The sequence below is a fragment of the Flavobacteriales bacterium genome (assembly GCA_029248105.1).
In the GTDB taxonomy this organism is placed as follows: Bacteria; Bacteroidota; Bacteroidia; order Flavobacteriales; family UBA7312; genus UBA8444.
The window spans coordinates 1-22,882 of sequence record JAQWJZ010000026.1; the positions used below are offsets into that span (position 1 = coordinate 1).

Sequence of the window (22,882 nt, forward strand, 5' to 3'; positions counted from 1 at the left end):
AAACTTTGCTGCAAGTACTGAATACGAATGGCACACTAAAGCTTGGTGTACGGGTAATGTTGACGCTAACGGCGACTCAGATCCTATGTACCACTCAGGCTGGGGTGACTTCTCTACGTTCTCTACACAAGATCCTTGTGACAAGATGCCAACCAACCTATCGACTAGTGCCAACGGTGCACAGACAGCGATTACTATGTCTTGGGATACGCCAGAAAGTGGTGCTCCAGACCACTACTTCCTTGAGCTGACTAACGTCACTACAGGTCAAGTGTGGGCATGGAACAACGTCGCTGGTTCGGATAACTCTAAGACTAAGTTTGGTTTAACTGCTGGTGATTACTCTTGGAGAATCCGTGGTGCTTGTGGTACTAGTGGTACTTCATGGGCAACTATTTTCTCACAGCCTGTTGAATATACTTTAGGTGGGGCTAGATTAGAGAACAGTACTGTGGCTAACTTGGATGTATATCCTAACCCATCAAGAGACATCTTTAACGTTACGTTTACTTCTGAGGTAACTCAAAATGTAATGATAACTGTTGTTAATATGTTGGGTGAAGAGGTGTTTGTTGAAGAATTTACAAATGTTAAAGGATCATTTAGCCAACAAATTGATATGGCTACACAATCCAAAGGAATTTATTCCCTAAAGATTTCTAATTCCGCTCTTAGTATTTACAGAAGAATAGCTCTTCAATAAAAAACAGCGAGGCTATAAGCATCGCTGTTTTGAGCTGTACGGAAAGGATTCGAACCTCTAAGTAGTAGTTAGCAAAGTTTACTTTGTTTATCCTATGTTCTACACCCTCGAGACAGGAGGGCATGTTTGCCAATTTCATCACCGCACAATATAAACTTATACGACTTCTTCTCCGTGCTGGGATAAGTCTAAACCCCTTTCTTCTTGGTCAGCTCTAACACGTATAGGTAAAATGAGATCTACTATTTTGTAGATTAAAAGTGAGCCGAAGAAGGCGAATACGATAACTGCAATAGATGCAGCAATGTGTAAAATGAATGTATTGACTTCACCATAAATAAGACCTACCTCTTTAGCAAATACTGCCGTTAGTATCATACCGCAGATTCCACCTATTCCATGACTAGCAAATACGTCTAGTGTGTCGTCAATTTTATTCGATTTCTTTATTTTAATCATCGCTAAATTACAAACTAAGGCAGTTACAAAACCAATAACGATGGAGTGGTTAATTGTAACAAAACCTGCTGCAGGTGTAATAGCTACCAATCCAACAATAGCGCCTATGCAAGCTCCAACAGCCGATATTTTTTTGTTTAAAAACCTATCGAAAAGTACCCAAGTTATCATGGAGCTTGCTGAGGCGATATTGGTATTAGCAAATGCTATAACAGCATCGTAATTAGCGGCTAATGCAGAGCCTGCATTAAAGCCAAACCAACCAAACCATAATAAGCCTGTTCCAAGAATAATAAATGGAATATTGGCGGGTTCGGTTTTTTCTTTCTTTCTTTTTCCTAAATAGAGTGCTCCTGCTAATGCTGCTAAACCAGCGCTCATGTGAACAACTGTGCCTCCTGCAAAGTCTAGAACATGTAAGCCTTCATATCCTTTAACACCGATTACATCACCTAAGTTGGCAAACAAACCATCGCCAGCCCATGTCATGTGTGCAAGAGGAGTATATATTAAAATACAAAACAATACCATGAAAAGCAGATAACTCCTAAAACGAATTCTTTCTGCAAAACTTCCTGTAATAATAGCGGGAGTTATGATGGCAAATTTTAACTGAAATAGAGCAAAAAGTAGGTAGGGGATATTGCTGTTATTAGCATCTAAATTATTAAGAAAAGCATATTGAAAAGGGTTTCCTATTATACCCCAGCCGTTGACTGTATCTCCAAATGCCAGACTAAAGCCAAAGAGTACCCAAAGTAAAGATATTACTCCTAAAGCGATGAAGCTTTGAAGCATGGTTGATATTACATTTTTTTTGCTTACCATACCTCCGTAGAAGAAGGCTAAACCAGGAGTCATTAGTAATACAAGTGCGCTTGCTACAATCATCCAAGCAGTGTCGGCATGGTTAATGTCGACTAGCTGCATGGACATAGATTGTGGATTTGAAAAAAACAATACAATCAGAACAATAACTGAAAGTAAAATAAAAAAAGTCTTTCTATTATGAAAAATCATTTTTGCACTGTACTAATTGTATCTAATGGAATAAAAACTGTCTTTATTCTGTCGATATTCATTAATCGTTCTCCTTTTAGACTCTTTAATTTCACAAGTCAAATCATCATCAAAAAATAAATTAATTAATGAGTGATATACTGGGTTATGTTCAGTGTAGACATAATCTTTTGTTCTATTATCTGACAAATATTTGACCTCAGTAATTACCTTTTTATTGTTTAAAAAGTACTCAGAAACTGAATTGCAATGGTGAACGGTTACTTTTTTCATATCAAATTACTAACTAACTCGGCAAATTTACATATATTTACACTTTTAAATTAAGAATATAAACTGATAACTTTAAAAAAAAGTCAAAATAACTATTTTAAATATTTAAAAAGTCATTTTATTTTTTTTTGACAGAAAAACACACCAAAAAGTAAAAAATTTAAACCATAACTTTCATAACATGGCTAAAACATCATTAATCGACAAATTAGACTTAGAAATTCTAAAGTTACTTTCAAGAGATTCAAAAATTTCATTTTCGGAAATTTCCAATTTATTGAATGTGTCTAATACTACCATACATGTAAGGATTAAAAGACTTCAGAAGCTGGAAGTTATAAAGAACTTTACCATCACTATTGATTACAATAAGTTAGGTTTTAATTACACCTGCTACATGGGCATTTACTTAGACAAGGCCTCAAAGTATGATACGGCTTTAAAAGAGCTCAAAAAAATTAATAATATAACAGGAATGGACTTTACAACAGGTAAGTCAAGTTTGTTTTGTAAAATAAGAGCAATTGACTCTAACGATGCCCGTCTTATCATAAGTAAAATTCATAAAATTGAAGGGATTAATAGAACAGAAACCTTCTTCTCTTTAGAGCAACTATTGAACCAAAAAGAAAGTTTATTGTCAACAATTAATTTCTAATTCTTACAGTTTACTATTTTTACCACTATGACGGATAGGGTAAAATTATTTTTAGGTGCATACATAAACAGTGCTAATGCACAAAACCTTAATTGCCTTGCTTTGTCCAAACATCTCAATAAATCTAAATTTGAGATCACTACATTGAGCTTGTACTCAGAGCCAACTGTAAGCATGGATGGAGTTCGTGTTTATCGATGTATATGGCCTCACCGTATTTTTGTCTATTGGGCTTATTTTTGGAATATTTTGAAAGCCGATGTGGTTTATTTACCCAAAGCTGAATTATTAGGTTTTAATTCCTTTTTATGTCAACTATTGGGTAAGAAAAGTTTCTCTACTATAGAAGGTGTATTGGATGAAACAGCTACTCAAAGTATGACTTCAAAAGGAGGCAAACATTTTGTTAAGTTTCACCATCGCCTTAGTAAGAGGTATTCTATTACTCGTTTTATGCGAGAATATAATTATAACAATCACAATCTTGAAACAGATAAACAGATCCTTTATCTTGGTACAGAATCGGACCAATTTCGCATTTCAAATAAATCTAAAAGAGAGTTGCAAAACATCATCATGATTGGTAACGATTTGGTGCGCAAAGGAATTGAAGACTTCTTTGAAATAGCAAAAATATATACGCAGTTAAACTTTCATATAGTAGGCTCTGGGAATGAAAAAATAAATGTTAATAATGAAATCCAAAATCGTAAGTTGGACAATATAGTTTACCACGGCTCTATTACTCAATCTGAAATTTCTACACTTTTAAAAAACATGCAACTTCTTCTTTTCCCTTCAAGATCAGAAGGGTTTCCAAAAGTCATTTTAGAAACAGCATGCGCTGGAGTGCCTTCATTAGTTTATTCTGATTATGGCGCTAGCGAATGGATTACTGACGGTCAAAATGGGTTTGTGGTGGATACTTTAGAGGAGATGAAAAATGTGATAAAAGAGATTCAGAAAAACGAAGATTTACTTGATCAAGTTTCTAAGAACGCGGTTCAATTAGGGCTATCATACGACTGGCAAATAAAGGTTAATGATTGGGAAGATGTCATAATATCTCTTTACACTAACAAAAAGGTATAAGGTAATCTATAGTGCCATAGCCATTTATTCTTAATAATTTCTTAACTTTGTAAGGGTTGGCTTTATCGTCATAAGACACTTAATTTTATAGGATATCTAGCTGTATTTAACCCTCTCATTATGAAAAAAATTGTTATTCTTTACCTTGTCATCTTTCCATTGCTGACATTTTCGCAAGTAGCGATTACCTTTTCCGATGAATTCTATTTAGAAAATTTTCCAGAGTACGATAATTGGGAGTACGATTCACAATCGTTTTTTGTATTGCCTTTATCAATAAACGACTATATACCCATAGAAAGCTATCAGTTCAATATTCTGTATAACCCACAAGTGGTTCAGCTTGAAGAAGAAATGATAGCCGCTATAAATACTAATGATGTTACATCATCCTATGAGGTGCTCGATGCCGTATCCGGGCAGCAAGGCAGTATTAGTGCGGAGGTGTTTGAGGTTTCTGCCAATCAGAATATAGCTACAGTAACTTATAGTCATACCGAAGCGATTTCCGAAAATCAGTTTGATAATGCTTATGCTATCTTAGTTTATTTACCGTTCAAAAAAGTTGATGCTTGTAGTAAAGCACCGTTGCCTATTTCTTTTACTGACGGAAACATCGATGGGCAATATGCCAATCCAAATCAAACCAATGCATTTATTGTTAATGAATCATTAAGCGTTGAAAGTGGTAATATTATTACTCAAAATGCATTTGTAAATTTTAATATTCTTTCGGCAGATGTAACACAAAACGGAAGCATTTTAGAGTCTACTATTGAAGGAGGTACGCCGCCTTATACTTTTGAATGGACAGATAAAATGGATGAGGTTTTATCTACAGATTCTTTCTTTGCACCAGGGCAAACAGGCGATTATCTGTTTTATGTATATGACCAAAATAATTGCAACTCTATATTGTATGTGTCTTATGATCAAGCCGCAAGTATTAATGAAGCATCGGCATTTAGTATTTACCCTAATCCAGCCCAAAATTTTATTGAAGTTTCATCAACGTTTTTCAAGACCTATCAATTATTCAATACCAAAGGTCAGGTAGTTGACAAAGGTCTAATTAACACTATCAAATTAATACCAAGAAATGAGTTTCTATCGGGAGTTTATTTCTTAGAACTCAATAACGAGACAGAAAAAATAGTCAAGAAAATTGTTTTTGAATAAAAGCAAAATTTTAAAACCAAATAGATAAAATTCATGAGAAGTATTCTAACAACTTTAATGGTGACATTTTTTGCATTATCAATACATGCACAAAGTTTATACGATATTGATAATATTACTACCATTGAAATTTATTTTTCTGAAAATAATTGGAATCAATTAATGATTGACAATTATGACAATGAAGAATATTTGTTAGCAGACTCTGTTGTTATTAACGGTACCATGAAAGATAGCGTAGGGGTAAAGTACAAGGGGAATAGTACTTTCTCAGAAAATAACGACAAAAACCCACTTAATATATCTATTGATTATATTCAGGAAAATCAAGACTATCAAGGCTATCAAACACTCAAACTTTCAAGTGGTCAAAAAGACCCCTCGTTTTTGAGAGAGGTTTTGTCTTACGAAATAGCTAGAAAGTATATGGAAGCACCGCTTTCTAATTATGCTAAAGTATCTATCAATGGTTCTTACCATGGAATGTATTCTAACTCTGAGTCCGTAAACTCTGACTTTCAAAGAAACTACCTCTATTCTGACAGAGACAACACACGTATAAAGTGTAACCCTGTCAATGTTTTTAATGGCGGCTCGTCCTTAGAATACTTAGGAGCAGATTCTGCTTCCTATTATGACTTCTATGAACTTAAGTCAGATGCAGGTTGGCAAGACCTTGTCGATCTAACCTATAATATCCAAAACACACCGAATACTATTGAAAATAGTTTGGATATTGATAGAGCGATATGGATGTCTGCATTTAACAATGTACTAGTAAACTTAGATAGTTATAGTGGTCCTTTTCGCCAAAACTATTATATCATTAAAGACGATAATGATAGAATGAATACTATCGTTTGGGATTTCAACGAATGTTTGGGTGGATTTACTATGGTTAACCAAGGTCCAGGTGGTGGCACTGATTTAACACAGTTAGACCCTATGCTAAGAGAAGGCGATAGCGATTGGCCGTTATTAAATTTGATTTTTAGCAACCCCACCTACAGAAAAATGTATGTAGCTCATATGCGCACAATACTTAATGAAAACTTTGCTAACGATTGGTATGCTGACAGAGGTCTTGAATTACAAGACTTAATAAAATCAGATGTACAGAGCGACCCCAACACCCCATATAACTACGACGATTTTATTGCAAATCTAAATAGCAGTGTTAATACTGGCGGTGGCGGACCAGGGGGTGGTAATGTCAATGGAATAACCTCTCTGATGAATGCCCGCTCAGATTTTTTATTAGCTCACGCTGAGCTAACAGCTACACCGCCAACCATTGGAACAATCAGCACTTCACCAAATGTAGTAAGCACCTATTCAACAGCTAACTTAATTGCAAATATTGAAAGCGCATCTTCTGTCATTTTAGGCTATCGTTTCAGACCACAAGATAGATTTGTAAAAGTAGAAATGTACGATGACGGCAATCATAACGATGGTGCAGCTAATGACGGCACATATGGTGTTTCCATAGATGTTGACGCCTTAGATATGCAGTATTATATTTATGCTGAAAACGATGATGCGGGGATATTCTCTCCGGAAAGAGCCGAGCACGAATACCACAACCTCCCTGTTGTTGGCAGTCTTGTAATTAATGAATTTATGGCGTCAAATGTATCTGCTGTTGAAGACAACTCTTCAGGCTTTGTTCAGTATGACGATTGGTTAGAGCTTTACAATGGCGGTACTACAGCTATTAACCTAGGAGGTTACCATCTGTCGGACAACGAAAATGTGCTCGATAAATGGACATTCCCTAATGTTGAGATAGAGCCCGATGGTTATCTTATCGTATGGTTAGACAAAGACGAAGGAGCAACGAGCGGTTTACACACTAGTTTTCAGACTGTGAGGAATTATTTCTATCAACTGCCAATAACTATATCATTGACGCATTATTCTATAATTCTTTGCCTTCAGACTTGGGTTATGCTAGAGTGCCAAATGGCAAAGGGGCATTTATAGTTCAAAACCATACGTTTAATGCTAATAACGGAGAAGAAACATCAATTGTAGAAAATCCAAATAGTCAATTACACGTTTTTCCAAATCCTGCTAATGATAATTTGACCATTCAAATTCCGTTTGCACAAAATATAAAAGCCTATGACCTTCTTGGAAAAGAATACTTAAACCTAAGTCAAATACGAACAAGTGTAAACGTTAAGACTACATCTTGGCCTAAAGGGGTTTATATTCTTACAGTTGATAACGAATCACGAAAAATAATTATACAATAAGATGAAAAAATTACTATTACTAACCTTAATGTTGAATTTACTTTTGGCTTGTCAAAAAGAGGCTGGAGAAGGAGGAACATCTACCATTAAAGGAAAAGTTATAACCTATGAGCTTAATCATTTTGATGTGCCTGGATCCAATCAAAGTGTGGACACTTTAGGCTACTATTCTCAAGCCGACGAAGAGGTGTATATTATTTATGGAGACGAAGACAATCTTTATGATGATAGTTATGAAACTTCTTTTGATGGTTCGTTTAGATTCGAAAACTTAAGAAAAGGAAAATATACGGTATTTATGTATTCCGAATGTGAGTCTGACACCAATGGTCTGGCTGTTATTAGTCAAACCAACCCTGTTTATGCTCAAGAACTAGCCAGTACTATTTGGAAAAGTGATTGTATTGACGGTGAAATTGCGATTAAAGTGAATATTGAAATTACAGAAAATAACCTAGAGTATAATTTAGGCGATATAACAAGATTTAAGATTGAAAGCAATCAATAACATATTATCTTCTTTCGAATCCATATCACTTAATGATATGGATGAGGTAAAGCTAATGAACCGAACAGACACCAAATTTGTTTTTGAATCCCGATTGTTGGAACAGGTTTTGGAAGAAATAAGAGCGCATTATTTTATTCTTGACATTAATGGCGTTCGCCTTAACGCTTACCGTTCTTTATATTTTGACACCGATGATTTTAAATTTTATTTTGAGCACCACAACGGTAAAAAGAACAGAAACAAAGTTCGATATAGAGAGTATATAGACTCTGGTTTGTGTTTCTTAGAGGTTAAGAAAAAAAACAACAAAGGTAAAACCATCAAGCAACGCATTAGAGTCAGGGAGATTCCTGATAAGATGACTGAAGAGGGCAATCGTTTCGTTCACGAAATAATAGGTAGAGATGACGCTCTTGTTGCTAAACATTGGAATATGTTCAGTCGTATAACCTTAGTGAATAAACACATCAAGGAAAGGCTGACTATAGATGTAGATATCAGTTTTAAAGGTGAAGACTCCGCAAGCGCTTTAGACAATATGGTTATTGCTGAGGTAAAGCAAGAAAAGGTAAATTACGCCTCAACTTTTATGCGTGTTATCAAAAAGAAAGGCGTAAGACCTTTTAGGATTAGTAAATATTGCATGGCTACGGCCAGTCTTTTTCCTCTTCTAAAAAATAATAATTTTAAACCCAAATTTTTAAAAATAAACAAACTTCAAGATGATTAGCGATTTACTATTTATACTAGCAGATGTTGAAATATTCGGATCTGACTTTTTTGATAAAAAAGATTTTATAGAGTTATTGGTACGCTCTGCATTTAACTTTCTTATTGTAGGCTATATTGTTAGATACCTATACTATCCGGTTACTAAAAACAAGGATTATCTGTTTACTTATTTACTTATAAGTGTAACCGTTTTCTTCCTTTGTTTCTTATTAGAAAATGTAAAGCTTGAGCTGGGTTTTGCCTTGGGTCTTTTTGCCATATTTGGTATTATCCGCTATCGTACAGATGCTATTCCTATTAAGGAAATGACCTATTTGTTTATTGTGATAGGTATTTCAGTAATGAATGCATTAGTAAACAAAAAAATCAGCCATGCTGAAGTCCTTTTTACTAATGTGATGTTTATTGCCATAACGTATGGTTTAGAGAAAATATGGCTATTAAAACATGAGTCGAGAAAAAACATTGTCTTTGAAAAGATTGAGCTTATACTACCAGAAAGAAAAGAAGAGCTGATGGCTGATTTGAAGGAAAGAACGGGACTTAATATTACTCGAGTAGAAGTTCGAAATGTTGATTTTTTAAGAGATACAGCTAATCTAAGAATATTTTATTTTGAAGATGAACAAAAGTAGTTTCATACTGCTATTATGTTGTCCTTTTTTGCTATTTGCACAGGAACAAGACTTTCAGCTATGGTCAAAAGTTGGCGTTTCTTATGATTTAAATAAAGATCTAAGAGTGTCTTTAGATCAAGCCTATCGAGCAAGAGAAAACGCTTCTTTGCCAGATGTCACATTTAGCAATGTATCTGTTAAATACGATTTGAAAAAAAGATGGTCTGTAGCCTTAGGCTATCGATTTATCAATGATTTTGATTTATCTCAAAATAGCTCTTCCAGCCATCGTATTTATACCGATATAAATTATAGAAAAAAACAAAAACGTTGGTTGCTAAAAAATAGGCTACGTTATCAGTATCAAGAAGAAAACTTTACTTTAAGAGATAAGGTATCTTTGTCATATAACGTCCGAAAAACACCTTTGGAACCCTACACAGCCTTTGAGTTATTTTTCAAAGAAGCAGAGTTTAAGAAATGGAGATATACTCTTGGAGCATCTTATCCATTATCAAAACCATTAGATGCAAGTGCCTATTATAGATTGCAGCAATCTTTTAATACCAACAACCCCAAACAATTGCATATCTTAGGAGTAGGAATAGACTATAAATTCTAATATGTCAACTAAAAGAAAGTATTCCATATTTGTATTACCCGCATTATTCATTTTAGTGCTTTTTGCTGTCGAATGGATAGAATACTCTAATGGAATACGCTTTGTTAAACACGGGGTCTTACCGAGAACTTTTGAAGGCTTACAGGGCATATTATTTTCTCCTTTTATCCATAGTGATTGGAAGCATTTAACAAATAATGCTTTACCTCTATTTGTTTTGACTGCTACTCTAGGTTTTTTCTATAAAGGAATAGCAAAAGAAGTTTTTCTATGGTCTTGGCTCATGAGTGGTTTATGGTTATGGGCTATAGGCCGCTCTAGTTTCCATATTGGTGCTAGTGGGCTTTTATATGCTTTAGCATCTTTTTTATTTTTCAGTGGGTTTATTAGAAAACATACCAAACTAATGGCGATATCTATGTTTGTCGTATTTCTGTATGGTGGTATGGTATGGGGCATCTTTCCTATGAAAAAGCATATCTCATGGGAGGGGCATTTGGCAGGCGCTTTAGCAGGACTTATTTTAGCTTATTGGTTCAAAGATAATGGACCGCCAAAGCAAATCTATCAGTACGAAATAGACGAACTGATAGAAGATGAGGAAAGTCTAGATTATACCTATGAGTATAAAGAAGATGACAAGGGCTAACTATCAAAAATACAAAACAGCCATCCACTCAATAGTTACACCCAGAATAAAACCAGCATATACCTGACGGTAGTTATGGGAGTTTGTTTTTAGCCTAGCAAAGCCAATCAGTCCAGCAAAAAGAATTAAACCCATTAGCAATAAACTATGATCAAATTGAAAGCGTTGAGAAATACCGATTATAGCACCAATTACACCACCAATGCCCAGCATGTGAATGCTTATTTTCCAGCGAGTTGTAATGATTAGGGAGATGCCAATAGCACTAATGGCACCTACCATAAGCAGTAGAAAGCTTTGAGGCAGATAGATTTTTGTCATCAATTGAAAGCCCATATAATACCATACTAAGGTGAGTAAAAAAGGCCATCTTCTCTCTTCGGCGGTTTTCATAAAAATACTATCAATGAGCCCAAACATTTTGAATACTATTGCCGTCAGTATGGGTAGTAGTATAGTAAAGACAATTAAGATGCCCAATGCAAATTGCTTACTAACGTCTGGCATCATCATGTTGATATAGGGGTTGGTATAGATAAGTAATCCAAAAGCATAGGCAGGCATAAATAAGGGATGCCCTAGTACGGAAATAAATTGTGCCAATCGCATCATAACTCCCTCCTTAGTCTGGCCACTGCAACACCTAGCTGATCACGGTATTTGGCTACGGTTCTTCGGGCTATATGAAAACCAATTTCGTCTAATTTTTCAGATAATTCTTCGTCCGAATAAGGTTTCTTTTTGTCTTCATTTTCTAAGATGTCTTCTAAATGACTTTTTATCACTTTATTAGAAATAACGGTACCATCTTCTTTGCTGTAAGCGTCTGAGAAAAATTCTTTTAGTAAAAAGGTGCCGTAAGGCGTTTCTATGTATTTACTGTTCGTGACTCTCGATATGGTAGAGATATCCAAATCTATTTTTTCTGAGATATCCATCAGTTTCATAGGCTTGAGTAACTTGTTGTCACCTGTTTTAAAAAAGGCCTCTTGAATACTAAGTATGCAGTTCATCGTTTTTAGCAAGGTTTGTTCCCGTTGTATTAGTGCATTAGCAAACCATTCGGCACCTTCTATTTTTTCCTTAAGGAAAAGAATAGCATCTTTATCGCCTTTACCTTGCTCTAAGTCGTGTAGCATTTTTTTATAGTATTGACTACTTCTAAGTTTTTTACTTTTACTATTGCTTAAGGCAGCACTTAATTCATCGTTTTCTTCTTCAAGAATGAAGTCTGGCGTGATGTATGAGTTTCCCTCTTGAGTATTTGTAAAACTAGCTCCTGGCTTAGGGTTCAATTGCTCAACCTCTTTATACGCTTCTTTAAGTTGATTGTCGTCAACTTCGAATTCTTTGATGAGTTTCTCGTAGTTTTTGTTGGTAAAAGCAGTGTATTGTTTAGTCAAAATAGCCTTTGCTAAATTGATAGTATCACTGGCTGGTTTACTTTCTAATTGTAAGAGTAAACACTCTTTTAAATCCCTTGCGCCGACGCCCACTGGGTCTAACTTCTGAACAATTTTTAATAGTGGATATAACTGTGTTTCGCTAACGTTAATATTGAGTTTAAATAATATGTCATCGGTTATTGAAAATAGAGAACGGCTTAAAAAACCGTTATCATCTAGGCAGCCAATAATAAATTCAGCTAATAATTTTTCTTCTTCCTTCAGACTGTGCATAGGAAGTTGTTGGAGTAAAAATTCCTGTAAACTCAACTCTCTTTCCCTAGCGACTACAGTTTGCTTTTCTTCTCTTGAATTGTTTGAGTAATTAGTGTTGCTTTCCCAAGGATCGCTGTTGTTTTCTTCTTTATCGTTTTGGGCTGGAGCCTCTTCTAAGGCCGGATTACTTTCCAGCTCTTCTTCTATGCGTTTCTCCAAAGACAAAAGAGGTATCTGTAGCAAACTCATAAATTGTATTTGCTGTGGACTAAGGTTAAGACCTATCTCTTGTTTTAGTCTTTGTTTTTGCATCTATTAAAATTCAGCATTTTGAGGGTAGCGTGGGAATGGAATAACATCTCTGACGTTTTTCATGCCCGTAACAAACATGATCAATCTTTCGAAGCCTAAGCCAAAGCCACTGTGTTGACAGCTACCAAATTGTCGGGTTTCTAAGTACCACCACAACTCTTCTTGGTCTACGTCCATTTCTTCCATTCTAGACTTGAGGATATCCATTCGTTCTTCTCTTTGAGAGCCGCCAACGATTTCGCCAATTCCTGGAAAGAGAATGTCCATTGCTCTTACCGTTTCTCCGTCTTCATTCATACGCATATAGAACGCCTTAATGCCTTTAGGATAATCCGTTAGTATAACGGGTTTTTTAAACTTTTTTTCTACCAAATAGCGCTCGTGTTCAGATTGTAAGTCAGCACCAAAGCCTTCGATGAGGTACTGAAACTTTTTCTTTTTATTGGGCTTTGAATTGCGTAAAATAGCAATGGCTTCAGTATAGGTCAGTCGCTCGAAATCATTTTCGACCACAAACTTTAGGCGTTCTGTAAGCCCCATTTCTGATTTTTGCTCTTTGGGTAGGTTTTTCTCTTCGTCTGCTAAACGCTTATCCAAAAAGGCAATATCATCTGCACACTTATCCAAAACGTATTGAATGCAATACTTTAAAAAGTCTTCTGCCAAATCCATATTATCGTTGAGGTCGGCAAAAGCTACCTCTGGCTCTATCATCCAAAACTCAGACAAGTGCCTTGAGGTATTAGAATTTTCAGCTCTAAAAGTCGGTCCAAAGGTGTACACTTGACCAAGCGCTAAAGCACCTAACTCTGCCTCTAGCTGACCTGAAACGGTAAGGTTTGTTTTTTTACCGAAAAAATCTTGAGATTCATCTACATTACCAGCATCATCTTTGGGTAAGTTATTCCAATCTAGACTACTGACTTGAAACATTTCTCCAGCACCTTCAGCATCTGCACCAGTGATAATAGGCGTGTGCAAATTCACAAAACCTTTGTCGTTAAAAAATTGATGGATAGCAAAAGAAAGGGCATGGCGAACTCTAAAAACAGCACTGAAAGTATTGGTTCTAAAGCGTAAGTGAGCTTTTTCTCTCAAAAATTCTAAACTGTGTTTTTTGGGTTGTAAGGGGTATAAGTCTGCATCTGCCTCACCCAACACGTCAATCTCTTGAGCGGCGATTTCTACTTTCTGGCCACTACCTTGAGACTCGACTAACGTACCCACAATAGACACGCAAGCTCCAGTTGTTATCTGCTTCAAAAGGTTATCGTCAAAAGAATCGCTTTCGGCAACAGCTTGTATATTATGAATTGTTGAACCATCATTAATGGCAATAAAAGATACATTTTTACTCCCTCTTTTAGTTCTCACCCAACCTTTAACGCAAACGGTTTCATTTATGGCATCAGCTAGTAATAGCGTTTTAACTTTTGTATGTTTCATCGTATAAATTCTTGCAACAAAGATATTAAATCTTAAAACTTAGACGCCTTTTTAAGAGGATAATTAAACTTAGGAAACAAAAAGTAATAAAAAACGTTTCTTTAGTTTTTTAATATATATATTTGCAGCTCGAAATGGAAGTTAAAGAACACATAGTACAGCAATCGCTTTCTCTTTTTTTAAAAAAGGGTGTGAAGCAAGTCAATATGGACGAAGTCGCTTCTAATTTAGGGATTTCTAAAAAGACTTTATATGTTCATTTTGACAATAAACAAGACTTGATTCATCATTGTTTTCAGAAGCACAACAATAATGTGGCAGAAATGATAAATACCTCTGCCTCACAATTTGATAATGCTATTGATGAGTTGTTTGCTGTTGATGAGGGATGTTCTTTAGTTATGAAACAAACCAACCCTTATTTGTTGGGAGAGTTAAAGCGATATTACCCCAATACTTGGGCTTTGATTGAGCAGTTAAAACAAAAGGTGCTATTCAATATTATGAAGAACAACCTAGATAACGGCATAGAACAAGGGCTTTACAGACAAGAATTAGATGTTGAAATTATTGCCAAGCTAATGATTAGCAGAATAGATGTTTTGGTTAATGACGAGATTTTTCCATTAACACATTACGATTTTAGAAAATTATTGACAGAAAATAGAATTTATCACATCAGAGGAATATCCACACCAAAAGGCATAAAACATTTAGAAAAAATAATCAATGAGGAATAAATTATTACTACTATTCACCCTAGTAGCCTTTAGTGCTTCTGCACAGCATCAGCTGTCTGTTCAGGAAGCCCAAACATTAGGGTTGCAGAATAATATAAACGTTAAAAATGCTAAGCTAGATGTTTCATTAGCCAAGAAAAAGGTAATGGAAACCATTGCTATGGGTTTGCCAAAAATTAATGGAGAAGTGAATTGGCAACAATTTTTGGAAATACCGACTACTGTTGTCCCTGCCAACATGTTTGTGCCAACAGCTCCAGAAGGTCAATATACCGAATTACAATTTGGAACAGAGCATAATTCTACAGCTACTTTATCCGCTTCACAGCTTCTTTTTGATGGGAGTTATATTGTAGGCTTAAAAGCATCCAAAATCTACAGTAGCCTTTCCCAACAATCTTTACAATTAACAGAACAGCAAATACAAGATAGTATAGCAGCAGCTTATTACAATGTGTTGGTCGCTGAGCAGAGAAAGGATTTCCTTCAGCTCATTGCCGAAATTCATCAGGGGATATTGGATGAAGTACAAGCCCGTTACGATTTGGGCATGGTAGAAGATTTAGACGTAGACAGAATGGCATTAACGCTTTCTAATATGAAAATTCAATCCGAAAACATGGATAGGATGACCGAAGTAGCCTACTTGTATTTAAAGCTAATTCTGGGTATTCCTTTGGAAGAAACTCTAGTTCTTTCAGACAGTTTGCCAGCATTGTTGAGCCAAAATCAAAACCTAAAAATCCAAGAGCCGAATATTGAAAATCGCTTAGAACTTCAATTAGCAGAAACACAAACTCGATTAATGAAGTTAGATTTAAGACGTTATCAATCTCAGTTTTTGCCTAGTATTTCTGCCTTTGGATCTTACAGTGAAAATGCTTTTCGTGACGAGTTTAACTTTTTTGATGAGGGCAATTGGTATCCAACCAAAGTAATTGGACTAAAGGCAACGATGAATATTTTTGATGGATTTTCAAGGGTTGCTAAGGTTCAACAAGCTAAAATTAAATTACAACAAGCTAAGAATAATCGAGCTCAAGTGGCAGAGTCTTTGAGTTTGGCACACAAAGTAGCTTTATCCAATTATCTAACAGCTTTACACACCCAAAAGCAAAAGACAGAAAACTTAGAGTTAAGTAAAAAAATATATTTAAAAACGATGGCTAAATATAGAGAGGGTTTAGTCAGTAGTATGGAATTATCGCAATCGGGGGCTGATTACAGCCAAGCCCAAGCCGATAATGCCCAAGCTATATACAACCTACTTATTGCAAAAACTAATTATAATCGTTCAGTCGGAAACTAATGAAAACACTAAAAATAATATCAGTTATCTGCCTTTCTATTCTTATAGGATGTGGTGAAAAGGTCAATGAATTAGATCAAAAGAAAGAAACTCTTAAAGGTCTAAAACAACAGATGGGAGATTTGAAATCTCAAATTTCTACACTAGAAAAACAGATTGCTCTAGCAGACACCAGTTTTGAAGGTGGCATAGTTGTCCAAACCCAAAAATTACAAAGTGCCAATTTCACACACTATATCAGTCAGCCTGGCGTAGTCAGTTCCAAAGAAAATGTTTTGGTAAGTATTGAAATGGGTGGTATGGTTGTCAGCCGTTTAGTTGAAGAAGGGCGTTGGGTAAACAAAGGTGAAGCGATCATTCAATTGGACGCTAGTATTATGTCCAATCAAGTGGAGGATTTGAGACAATCAACAGAATTGGCTAAGACTACCTACGAACGTCAAGATAATTTATGGAAGCAAAGCATCGGTTCGGAAATGCAATACCTACAAGCCAAAAACCAGTACGTTTCGTTACAGAAAAAGTTAGCCGCTATGGAAGCGCAACTCGACAAGTTAGAATTAGTTGCTCCTATTAGTGGAAGGTTAGACGAAATCTTTATTAATGTAGGTGAGTTTGCAGCACCTACCATGCCCGCATTCCGAATTGTCAACTCCAAGAAATTGCAGGTTGAAGTAGATGTGGCGGAACGTTATTCAGCAATCATCAAAAAAGGAGATAAAGTAAATATTTCATTGAATTCTTTAGGTATAGATACCGAAGAAAAAGTATCATTTGTAGGGCAAGTAATTAACCCTCAAAACAGAACGTTTAAAGTCAAGATAAATCTAAATAACAATTCAGGCTCTATAAAGCCCAATGCTGTAGCATCGGTACAATTGCAAGATTTTAATCAAGACGAAGCCATGGTATTACCATCGGCATGTATCAAAAAAGATATGCGAGGATCTTTTGTATTTGTTGCTGAGGGTAACAAGGCTGTTAAAAAATATGTGGAGACAGGGCTTTCACAAGACGATAAAACACACATTTTATCAGGTTTAGATTTTGGTCAAGAAGTCATCGTTGTAGGCTATGATGGCGTAGCAAATGGAAGTACAATAGATATCAAAAATTAGGTCGATGAGCAACAGAAGTTTCAAGATTACTAATCTATCGCTGAAGAACAAAACAACGGTTTTTATTCTTACAGCACTGTTAACCTTGTTTGGGATATTTTCATACAATTCCATGCCCAAGTCTTTGTATCCAGATATTGTTATGCCAACGATAATGGTGCAAACCATATATCCAGGTAACTCACCTGCCGATATTGAAAACCTTATAACACGACCTTTAGAAAAAGAAATTAAGTCGGTAAAAGGGTTGAAAAAATTAACATCTACCTCTGTTCAAGACAATTCATCTGTAATCGTTGAATTTAATACCGATGTAGAGTTAAAAGTGGCTCTTCAAGATGTCAAAGATGCTGTGGACAAAGCAAAAAGCGATTTGCCTTCAGATCTAGATATGGACCCTATGGTTATGGATATTGACTTTTCGGAGTTCCCTATTTTAAACATTAACCTATCGGGAGATTTCAGTTTAGATGAGTTAAAAATTCATGCTGAATATTTACAAGACGAGATAGAAGCTTTTTCTGAGATATCTAAAGTTGAAATAACGGGCTTATTAGATAAAGAAATTAAAGTAGAAGTGGACTTGCATCGTATGGAGATGAGTCAGGTTAGCTTTAGAGATATAGAAGATGCTATAGCTTTTGAAAACACCTCTATAGCAGGTGGAGATGTACTCATTGGTGATACCAGAAGAATGGTACGTACTTCTGCTGAATTTACGTCTGCCGACGAGATAGCAAACATTATTGTAAAGCACGAAAAAGGAAATATCGTTTACCTTAAAGACATCGCAACAGTTACAGATGGTTATGAAGATAGAGAAAGTTATGCTCGACTAGATACTCAGCCTGTTGTTTCTTTAAATGTGGTAAAGAAAAGTGGTGAAAATTTACTTGTAGCCACCGAAAAAATCATGTCATTGTTAGCGACTTCAAAGCAGACTAAAGTATTGCCAGATAATTTAACTATTTCTATTACCAATGACCAATCCGAACAAACTCGTGATCAATTGAGCAACCTAGAAAATAGTATCATCTTTGGTGTTATATTGGTTGTGTTAGTCTTACTCTTTTTCTTAGGCTTACGCAACGCTTTATTTGTAGGTATGGCCATTCCGCTGTCTATGTTTATCAGTTTTGTTATCCTTGGCGGTATGGGAACTACCATGAATATGGTTGTTTTATTTGCACTCATTTTAGCTTTAGGAATGTTGGTAGATAATGCCATTGTTGTTATAGAGAATATTGATCGTCTTTATAGAAAGGAAGGTTTAAGTAAAATGGAAGCAGCCAAACAAGGTGTTGGCGAAATAGCTGTAGCCATTATTTCTTCTACGCTCACTACTTTAGCAGCCTTTTTCCCACTCTTATTTTGGGAAGATTTGATGGGTGAATTTATGGGGTATATACCGATGACTCTAATCATAGTCTTGGGTTCTTCTTTGTTTGTTGCTTTAGTGATAAACCCTGTCTTTGCTTCTCAGTTTGTAAAAAATGACTTACGTACATTACCCAATAAAAAGAAACTTAAAAAGACGTCTATATATGCGGCGGTCTTGGCTTTGGTATTCTACATAATGGGGGCAAAAATATGGGGCTCTTTAGCCTTAGTATTTGCGGTATTAAATTTGGTCAATGGGCTTTACTTTACCCCAATGTCACATACCTTTCAGGATAAGTTTTTGGTTCGCTTAGAAAATAGATATTCAAGAATTTTGAACTGGGCTTTAAAAGGCAGACAGCCATTAAAATTGTTAGCAGGAACATTTGGCTTATTGATATTTTCTATTGTGTTTTTTGTTCTGATGAAACCCAATGTGGAGTTTTTCCCTGTCAATGAGCCCAAATACATCAATGTATTTTTGGAGATGCCTGAAGCTACCGATGTGGTGGCAACGGACTCTTTAGCACGAATTGTGGAAGAAAGAGTGATCGATGTTTTGGAGCCATACGAGCATGCTGTTTCTTCGGTATTGACTAATGTTGGAGCAGGAACTTCTGACCCCAATGAAATGGGAGGTGCAACAGGAAATACCCCGAACAAAGCGAGGATAACCATTAATTTTGTGGAGTTTAAATATAGAGATGGTGTCATTACTGGTGATGTAATGAAAGAACTATCGGCTTCTTTGGTCGGTATTCCCGGTGTAGATATTAGCGTGGATAAAAATAGAGATGGACCACCTATGGGTCGCCCTATCAATATGGAAATATCTGGCGATAACTTTGATCAATTGCTATTGATTTCTGAAGAAATACAACAAATTATTGAGAATGAGAAAATAGCTGGTATCGAAGGCCTAAAAGTGGATTTAGAAATGAACAAAGCTGAAATGCTGGTGAACATTGACCGTGATATGGCTCGCCGTTTAGGGATATCTACTGCTCAAGTAGGTTCAACCATAAGAACAGCTCTTTTTGGTAAGGAAGTCTCTAAGTTCAAAGACGGAGAAGACGAATACCCTATAACGATAAGACTAGCTGACAAATACAGGTACAACGTGTCTTCCTTGATGAACCAGCGCATTACATTTAGAAGTCAATCGAACGGTAGAATAATGCAAATCCCCGTTTCCTCGGTTGCGGACTACACCTACAACAATACCTACGGATCGGTCAATAGAAAGGATATGAAACGTCAAGTGACTATTTATTCTAATGTGATTGAAGGCTACAACGAGAACGCTATTAACGATCAGTTGAAGAAATTATTAGCAGACTATCCAATGCCTGAAAGTTACGACTTGCAGTTTACTGGAAAGCAGCAAGAGCAACAGCAATCGCAAGACTTTTTATCCAAAGCCTTAATGATAGCGGTAGCATTAATTACTCTTATTTTGGTTTCACAGTTTAACTCAGCTTTTAAGCCCATAATTATTATTATGACGGTGCTATTCAGTACCATAGGCGTATTCTTAGGATTGGCCATTTTCAATATGGACTTTGTGATTATCATGACAGGTATAGGTATCGTTTCACTAGCAGGTATAGTCGTTAATAATGCCATAGTATTGATAGATTACATTGACTTATTGAAGAGTCGTAAAAGAGAAGATTTGGGCTTGGAAGAAAACGCTACACTGGACGCTAAATCAGCAATTGAATGTATCAAAGAAGCGGGTCAAAAACGTCTAAGGCCGGTATTACTGACAGCTATCACAACCGTATTAGGTCTTTTGCCTCTAGCAACAGGAATGAACATCAATTTCACCACTTTATTAACGGAGTTTAACCCTCAAATTTTCTTTGGAGGAGATAACGCATTATTCTGGGGACCAATGGCATGGACAGTTATTTTTGGATTGACCTTTGCAACATTTTTAACTCTAGTTATAGTACCTGTTATGTATTTATTGGTCGATAAGCTAAAAAATAAGATAGTCGGAACACGCTAATTATTCTTGTTATTTGGTGACATTGGACTCTCTAGTCGTTTGTCGATGTGAAAATGTGTATATTTGTACCCTAAATTATAAGGTTTGTCTTTACTAGATAATATTAATATACCACAAGACCTCAAGAAGCTCAATTCTAATGACTTGCCACAAGTATGTGACGAATTGAGACAGTTTATTGTTGATGTTGTATCCACCAAAGGAGGACATTTTGGCGCTAGTTTAGGTGTTGTAGAACTTACAGTAGCATTACATTATATTTTCAATACACCTTACGACCAATTAGTTTGGGATGTAGGACATCAAGCCTATGGACACAAAATCCTTACTGGAAGGAAAGATCGTTTTCATACCAACAGAATTTACAAGGGTATTAGTGGTTTTCCTAAGCGTTCAGAAAGCGAATACGATACTTTTGGTGTAGGACACTCCTCTACCTCTATTTCGGGAGCTTTAGGTATGGCGGTAGCCTCAACCTACAAAGGAGAAAAAGACAAACAACACATTGCGGTTATTGGTGATGGCTCTATGACGGCTGGATTGGCATTTGAAGGGCTTAATCACGCAGGAATAGAAAACTCTAACTTACTTGTTATTCTTAACGACAACTGTATGTCCATTGACCCCAATGTAGGGGCATTAAAAGAATACCTTACCGATATTGCCACATCTCACACTTATAATAAAGTAAAAGATGACGTTTGGAAATTGTTAGGTAAAATCAGCAAATTTGGACCTAACGCTCAAGCAATTGCTTCTAAGTTAGAGAATGCTATGAAATCGGCACTTCTTAAGCAAAGCAATTATTTCGAGTCTTTAAATTTTAGATATTTCGGCCCTGTGGATGGTCACGATGTAGTACACCTCTCTAAGGTGTTGAACGACTTAAAAGACATTCCAGGACCTAAGATATTACACTGCCTTACCAAAAAAGGAAAAGGTTATGAACCAGCAGAAAAGGGCAGTCCTACCAAATGGCATGCCCCTGGATTATTTGACAAAAATACAGGTGAAATAATCAAAAGCACTTCTACTAGTCCGCAACCCCCAAAATACCAAGATGTATTTGGAGAGACCATTATTGAGTTGGCTAAAGAAAACGATAAGATAATGGGGGTTACCCCAGCCATGCCTACAGGTTGTTCCTTAGGTATGATGATGAATGAAATGCCAGACAGAGCCTTTGATGTGGGTATTGCAGAGCAACATGCCGTAACCTTTTCGGCAGGTTTAGCTACACAAGGGATGGTGCCTTTTTGCAATATATATTCCTCCTTTATGCAACGTGCATACGATCAAGTAGTACACGATGTTGCCATTCAAAATTTGAATGTAGTATTTTGTCTAGACAGGGGTGGTTTAGTAGGTGCTGATGGCCCTACTCACCACGGTGTTTATGATATGGCATATTTCAGATGCATTCCTAATATGATTGTTTCTGCACCTATGAATGAGCAAGAGTTGCGCAACCTGATGTACACAGCGCAATTGCCTAACAAAGGGCCTTTTTCTATCCGTTACCCTAGAGGAAAAGGCGTTATGGTAGATTGGCAAACCCCCTTTGAAGAAATACCAGTAGGACAAGGACGACAACTATCAGACGGTAACGATGTAGCTATATTGACTATTGGTCATGTGGGTAATTTCGCTACGGAAGCTATGCAAGAGTTAGATACTTATTGCATTGCCCACTACGATATGCGCTTTGTAAAACCTCTAGACGAAAAGCTATTGCATCAGATCTTTAAGAAGCATAGTAAGGTGATTACTGTTGAAGATGGTTGTGTACAAGGTGGTTTTGGTAGTGCTGTTGTAGAATTTATGGCCGACCACAATTATCAAGCCCAAATCAAGCGTTTAGGTATACCTGATAGGTATATTGAGCACGGTACTCAAGCCGAACTATGGCGCGAGTGCAACTACGACAAACAAGCTATTGTCGATTCGGTAAAGCAAATAGTAGGCGTCAAGAAAGTAGCTACTACAGCATAACACACCCCTTTATCCCCTCTCAAGAGGGAAGCACTTACCCACACCCCCCTCTTGAGAGGGGATAAATTAGCTTTGCTAATTATAGGAGTGTGTAGCTAAGAAAATCCATCAGCAGACATAAAAAAAGAGCCTTT

Annotated in this window: 21 protein-coding genes; 16 read left to right on the forward strand and 5 right to left on the reverse strand. The window is 36.2% G+C overall.

Annotated features, from left to right (window positions below; translation table 11 throughout):
* Nucleotides 1-703 (forward strand): T9SS type A sorting domain-containing protein (locus tag P8I29_04545; GenBank protein ID MDG1917069.1); only part of this gene is annotated, 703 nt, incomplete at its 5' end.
* A gap of 156 nt (nt 704-859) precedes the next feature.
* Here the strand turns inward: P8I29_04545 and P8I29_04550 are convergent.
* Nucleotides 860-2,182, reverse strand: coding sequence for an ammonium transporter (locus P8I29_04550; protein ID MDG1917070.1), 1,323 nt, complete (start codon nt 2,180-2,182; stop codon nt 860-862).
* 12 nt (nt 2,183-2,194) lie between these two features.
* Nucleotides 2,195-2,455 (reverse strand): hypothetical protein, encoded by a 261-nt coding sequence (locus P8I29_04555; protein MDG1917071.1) that lies wholly within the window; start codon nt 2,453-2,455, stop codon nt 2,195-2,197.
* A 181-nt stretch (nt 2,456-2,636) separates the two neighbouring features.
* Between P8I29_04555 and P8I29_04560 the strand changes: the two genes are divergently transcribed.
* The 10 genes from P8I29_04560 (at nt 2,637) to P8I29_04605 (ending at nt 10,776) form a co-directional block, all read left to right on the forward strand.
* Nucleotides 2,637-3,113, forward strand: coding sequence for a winged helix-turn-helix transcriptional regulator (locus tag P8I29_04560; protein MDG1917072.1), 477 nt, complete (start codon nt 2,637-2,639; stop codon nt 3,111-3,113).
* Nucleotides 3,114-3,140: 27 nt separating this feature from the next.
* Nucleotides 3,141-4,205 carry a glycosyltransferase gene (locus P8I29_04565; GenBank protein MDG1917073.1) on the forward strand — a complete coding sequence of 355 codons (1,065 nt, stop codon included), beginning with the start codon at nt 3,141-3,143 and terminating at the stop codon, nt 4,203-4,205.
* A gap of 120 nt (nt 4,206-4,325) precedes the next feature.
* Entirely contained in the window at nt 4,326-5,384 is a 1,059-nt protein-coding gene (locus P8I29_04570) for a T9SS type A sorting domain-containing protein (GenBank protein MDG1917074.1), read from the forward strand.
* 33 nt (nt 5,385-5,417) lie between these two features.
* Nucleotides 5,418-7,370, forward strand: a complete 1,953-nt coding sequence (locus P8I29_04575) for a CotH kinase family protein (GenBank protein ID MDG1917075.1) — start codon at nt 5,418-5,420, stop codon at nt 7,368-7,370.
* Nucleotides 7,316-7,645, forward strand: a complete 330-nt coding sequence (locus tag P8I29_04580) for a T9SS type A sorting domain-containing protein (protein ID MDG1917076.1) — start codon at nt 7,316-7,318, stop codon at nt 7,643-7,645. The genes P8I29_04575 and P8I29_04580 overlap by 55 nt, the downstream gene beginning before the upstream one ends.
* Before the next feature lie 28 nt (nt 7,646-7,673).
* Nucleotides 7,674-8,153, forward strand: coding sequence for a hypothetical protein (locus P8I29_04585; GenBank protein ID MDG1917077.1), 480 nt, complete (start codon nt 7,674-7,676; stop codon nt 8,151-8,153).
* Entirely contained in the window at nt 8,137-8,886 is a 750-nt protein-coding gene (locus tag P8I29_04590) for a polyphosphate polymerase domain-containing protein (protein ID MDG1917078.1), read from the forward strand. The genes P8I29_04585 and P8I29_04590 overlap by 17 nt, the downstream gene beginning before the upstream one ends.
* Nucleotides 8,879-9,523, forward strand: coding sequence for a DUF4956 domain-containing protein (locus tag P8I29_04595; protein ID MDG1917079.1), 645 nt, complete (start codon nt 8,879-8,881; stop codon nt 9,521-9,523). Before P8I29_04590 ends, P8I29_04595 begins: the two co-directional genes overlap by 8 nt.
* On the forward strand, nt 9,510-10,127 hold the full coding sequence (locus P8I29_04600) for a DUF2490 domain-containing protein (protein ID MDG1917080.1): 618 nt from the start codon (nt 9,510-9,512) through the stop codon (nt 10,125-10,127). The genes P8I29_04595 and P8I29_04600 overlap by 14 nt, the downstream gene beginning before the upstream one ends.
* Nucleotide 10,128: 1 nt before the next feature.
* Nucleotides 10,129-10,776, forward strand: a complete 648-nt coding sequence (locus P8I29_04605; GenBank protein ID MDG1917081.1) for a rhomboid family intramembrane serine protease — start codon at nt 10,129-10,131, stop codon at nt 10,774-10,776.
* A 3-nt stretch (nt 10,777-10,779) separates the two neighbouring features.
* Here P8I29_04605 and P8I29_04610 read toward each other — a convergent pair whose 3' ends face one another.
* From P8I29_04610 to asnS, 3 genes are read right to left on the reverse strand one after another with little or no spacing between them, the layout of a single operon-like run.
* Nucleotides 10,780-11,388, reverse strand: a complete 609-nt coding sequence (locus P8I29_04610) for a hypothetical protein (GenBank protein ID MDG1917082.1) — start codon at nt 11,386-11,388, stop codon at nt 10,780-10,782.
* The gene (gene rpoN, locus P8I29_04615) at nt 11,385-12,749 is read right to left on the reverse strand and encodes an RNA polymerase factor sigma-54 (GenBank protein MDG1917083.1); all 1,365 of its coding nucleotides are present in this window, start codon (nt 12,747-12,749) and stop codon (nt 11,385-11,387) included. The genes P8I29_04610 and rpoN overlap by 4 nt, the downstream gene beginning before the upstream one ends.
* A gap of 3 nt (nt 12,750-12,752) precedes the next feature.
* Nucleotides 12,753-14,195: an asparagine--tRNA ligase gene (gene asnS / locus P8I29_04620; GenBank protein MDG1917084.1), complete on the reverse strand. Its 1,443-nt coding sequence runs from the start codon at nt 14,193-14,195 to the stop codon at nt 12,753-12,755.
* Nucleotides 14,196-14,329: 134 nt separating this feature from the next.
* Between asnS and P8I29_04625 the strand changes: the two genes are divergently transcribed.
* The 5 genes from P8I29_04625 to dxs all read left to right on the forward strand — a co-directional run bounded on the left by P8I29_04625 (nt 14,330) and on the right by dxs (nt 22,748).
* Nucleotides 14,330-14,935 carry a TetR/AcrR family transcriptional regulator gene (locus P8I29_04625; protein MDG1917085.1) on the forward strand — a complete coding sequence of 202 codons (606 nt, stop codon included), beginning with the start codon at nt 14,330-14,332 and terminating at the stop codon, nt 14,933-14,935.
* Entirely contained in the window at nt 14,925-16,244 is a 1,320-nt protein-coding gene (locus tag P8I29_04630) for a TolC family protein (protein MDG1917086.1), read from the forward strand. The genes P8I29_04625 and P8I29_04630 overlap by 11 nt, the downstream gene beginning before the upstream one ends.
* Complete coding sequence (locus tag P8I29_04635) at nt 16,244-17,362, forward strand: efflux RND transporter periplasmic adaptor subunit (protein ID MDG1917087.1); 1,119 nt, start codon at nt 16,244-16,246, stop codon at nt 17,360-17,362. Before P8I29_04630 ends, P8I29_04635 begins: the two co-directional genes overlap by 1 nt.
* Nucleotides 17,363-17,366: 4 nt before the next feature.
* On the forward strand, nt 17,367-20,756 hold the full coding sequence (locus P8I29_04640; GenBank protein ID MDG1917088.1) for an efflux RND transporter permease subunit: 3,390 nt from the start codon (nt 17,367-17,369) through the stop codon (nt 20,754-20,756).
* Between the two features lie 84 nt (nt 20,757-20,840).
* The gene (gene dxs / locus P8I29_04645) at nt 20,841-22,748 is read left to right on the forward strand and encodes a 1-deoxy-D-xylulose-5-phosphate synthase (GenBank protein ID MDG1917089.1); all 1,908 of its coding nucleotides are present in this window, start codon (nt 20,841-20,843) and stop codon (nt 22,746-22,748) included.
* Nucleotides 22,749-22,882 lie beyond the last annotated feature (134 nt).